The sequence below is a fragment of the Streptococcus sp. ELY_125 genome, from assembly GCF_058314535.1.
Genome location: NZ_JBZFUM010000043.1, coordinates 1 through 2,379 on the forward strand (window position 1 = coordinate 1; position 2,379 = coordinate 2,379).

Below are 2,379 nucleotides of genomic sequence, written 5' to 3' on the forward strand. Positions count from 1 at the left end.
CCATTTTATCAGCTATAGCTGATAGGAGAAACAAGATTCCTAGAAAATCTCTAAATTATCAAACACCTTATCATGTTTTTCTGAGTCAGGTGAAACTGTCCAACTTAATTTGACAATTTAAGAATCAAAAAATGTACATTGAGATAAGTTACAATAAAACTTTTTTACCTTTGCAATGTATTATTAAACATCAGCGCTTTACCAACCCAATAGTCTAACGCTCCTAGCCCTCTCTCATCCAAATCCAGATAGCCCTTGCGTGGTTTTCCTCTCTTCATAGTGTGGAGGCACCTGTTCTCTTTAGCAAATCGTCATGACTCTCTTTACCGGAACCATCAGACATACGCCCTTTCGACCGCTAATCGTGAGGCAAAGATGTCCCCTGACCATAAAAGCTAAGACACCAAACATCTTTTTCTCAACCACCTCATCTTCAAATAATTCCGGCCCAAGCTGCTGCTCCAGCTCTTTGCGAACAGTATCCGCAAGTTGTCTATCGTACACCATACCTTCTCCTTAACGAATCTAACTCAATCTTTACGGGCTTACCAACAATTCCCAGCCAATACCATAACGATCTATCACACGACCATAATAAGGACTGAAAAAATTAGGGGCAAGGGGCACAATGATGTTACCTCCTTGACTGAGTTGCACCATCGTCTGATCAGCTTCCGCTTTATCTGCCATATAGACAGAGATAAACTGCCGTGGAATTTGGTTGGGGTCTGCAACTTCTGTCCCGTATTGGGCAAAGTAGCCGCGATCCTCACCCCAAAGTTGGATATTTCCCAATTGGAGGAACATCCAAGCGACTTTCTCTCCTGCTTCACTTGAAAAATCAGCACTATTAGGTACGTCCTTGACTCTAAAGATTTGCCCAATTGGGCTATTAAATACTCGGCTATAAAGTTGAAAAGCCTCCTCAGCTTGGTCCCTAAATCCCAAAAATACATTTACCTTAGTCATGATGTTGCCTCCTATGCTTCTATATGAGTTATTTTAATTGATAAAGTTTCTATCTAAGTGAACCTAATCTTAGAATCCTTTATCATTCTTATAGACTGAGTATAGCAAACATGACCTTATAAAACTTATCCTATTTTGACTTTTTTAAAAGGCTGTCCATAACTAACTTCGGTAGATTGACCGTAATTAAAGGGTGATGGGGTTGAGGCTCTTCCATCAAAAGATTAACAGTATAACTAGAATCTTCATCAAAGATTAAGGGGCTATCATGCCTACTACGATAATTATCCAGCATGATAAAAGTAGAAGAAAAATTGGTATTTGTAGCAAGATCACAAGCAAGTAGATAATAGCTCCCTGCTGGTACCCTATCCAGACAAAGACCTTTTGTTGCTGTTGTTGCCAGCCCTACAATAGGTACTTGATTGGGCAGAGGGTCAGGAAAGAGGCCGACAAAAACTATTTCTGGCACATAATCTTTTGGATAGATGAGATTAATCTTAACCTGATTATTTGTCCTTATATCTTTAAAATGGCGATAGTGAAGATTCTCTTTGGTTTTTATAAAATCTTTTAAAAGCCTATAGGCCAAACTAGCCGAAGACTTATAAGCCTTAGCTCGGCTCCCTGTTTGCTTGCGAAATATTTTTGAAAAATTACTGCTATAGTCGTAACCAACCTGACCAGCAATATGTGTGACATTGCCTTCTTCAGCCAGCAACTTTCGCATACTAACTTGAATTCGCATGGATTCCAAGTACTTTCGATAGGTTACACCTGTCAACTTTTTAAATTGCCGAGAAAAGTAGGACGGCGCATAATGAAAATGCTGGGCGACTTTCTCCAAGGAAATGTCATCCGCCAAATGTTCTGCCATGTAAGCTGTAATCGCCTCGATATCCACTTTCTTCCTCCTTTCAATCTCCTCATATAAAACAAAAAAGCAGACCTTACGCCTGCTTATCTTTCAATGCGGAAAGAGGGACTTGAACCCTCACGACCTAAAGCGGTCACAGGATCCTTAGTCCTGCGCGTCTGCCAATTCCGCCATTTCCGCTGTTCTTACAACAGAGTTTATTATATCAAGGGAGATTTTTCTTGTCAATAACATTTTTTAATTTTTTCAGAGGCCTTCAAAATAGATTTTTAAAAACTTAAATTGTCAAATTAAGTTGGACAGTTTCACCTGACTCAGAAAAACATGATAAGGGGTTTGATAATTTAAAGATTTTCTAGGAATTCTATTTCTCTTATCAGCTATAGCTGATAAAATGGTTTGTGATATACCTTTAAAATCCATTTGCTTAGGTAGTCCATATCTCCTTAAAAGACCGTTAGAATGCTCATTAAGGCCTCGTTGCCCAGGACAACCAGGATCCGCAAAGAAGATATCAATATCATGTTGATTTG

The 2,379-nt window shown here is 39.1% G+C and carries 4 protein-coding genes, 1 tRNA gene and 1 pseudogene; 1 reads left to right on the top strand and 5 read right to left on the bottom strand.

The window, feature by feature from the left end:
• Positions 1–113 (top strand): annotated as a pseudogene (locus AC4HAL_RS10945) (IS30 family transposase); the annotation flags it as partial.
• 187 nt (positions 114–300) lie between these two features.
• Here the strand turns inward: AC4HAL_RS10945 and AC4HAL_RS10950 are convergent.
• From AC4HAL_RS10950 to AC4HAL_RS10970, 5 genes are all read right to left on the bottom strand, one after another.
• Positions 301–507 (bottom strand): hypothetical protein, encoded by a 207-nt coding sequence (locus tag AC4HAL_RS10950; protein ID WP_491094180.1) that lies wholly within the window; start codon positions 505–507, stop codon positions 301–303.
• A gap of 30 nt (positions 508–537) precedes the next feature.
• Entirely contained in the window at positions 538–969 is a 432-nt protein-coding gene (locus tag AC4HAL_RS10955; RefSeq protein ID WP_491094181.1) for a VOC family protein, read from the bottom strand.
• Positions 970–1,099: 130 nt separating this feature from the next.
• Positions 1,100–1,873, bottom strand: coding sequence for a helix-turn-helix transcriptional regulator (locus AC4HAL_RS10960; protein WP_491094182.1), 774 nt, complete (start codon positions 1,871–1,873; stop codon positions 1,100–1,102).
• 67 nt (positions 1,874–1,940) lie between these two features.
• Positions 1,941–2,026: transfer RNA gene (locus AC4HAL_RS10965), tRNA-Leu, on the bottom strand.
• Between the two features lie 105 nt (positions 2,027–2,131).
• The coding region (locus AC4HAL_RS10970) for a transposase (protein ID WP_491094183.1) at positions 2,132–2,379 on the bottom strand (248 nt) is incomplete at its 5' end.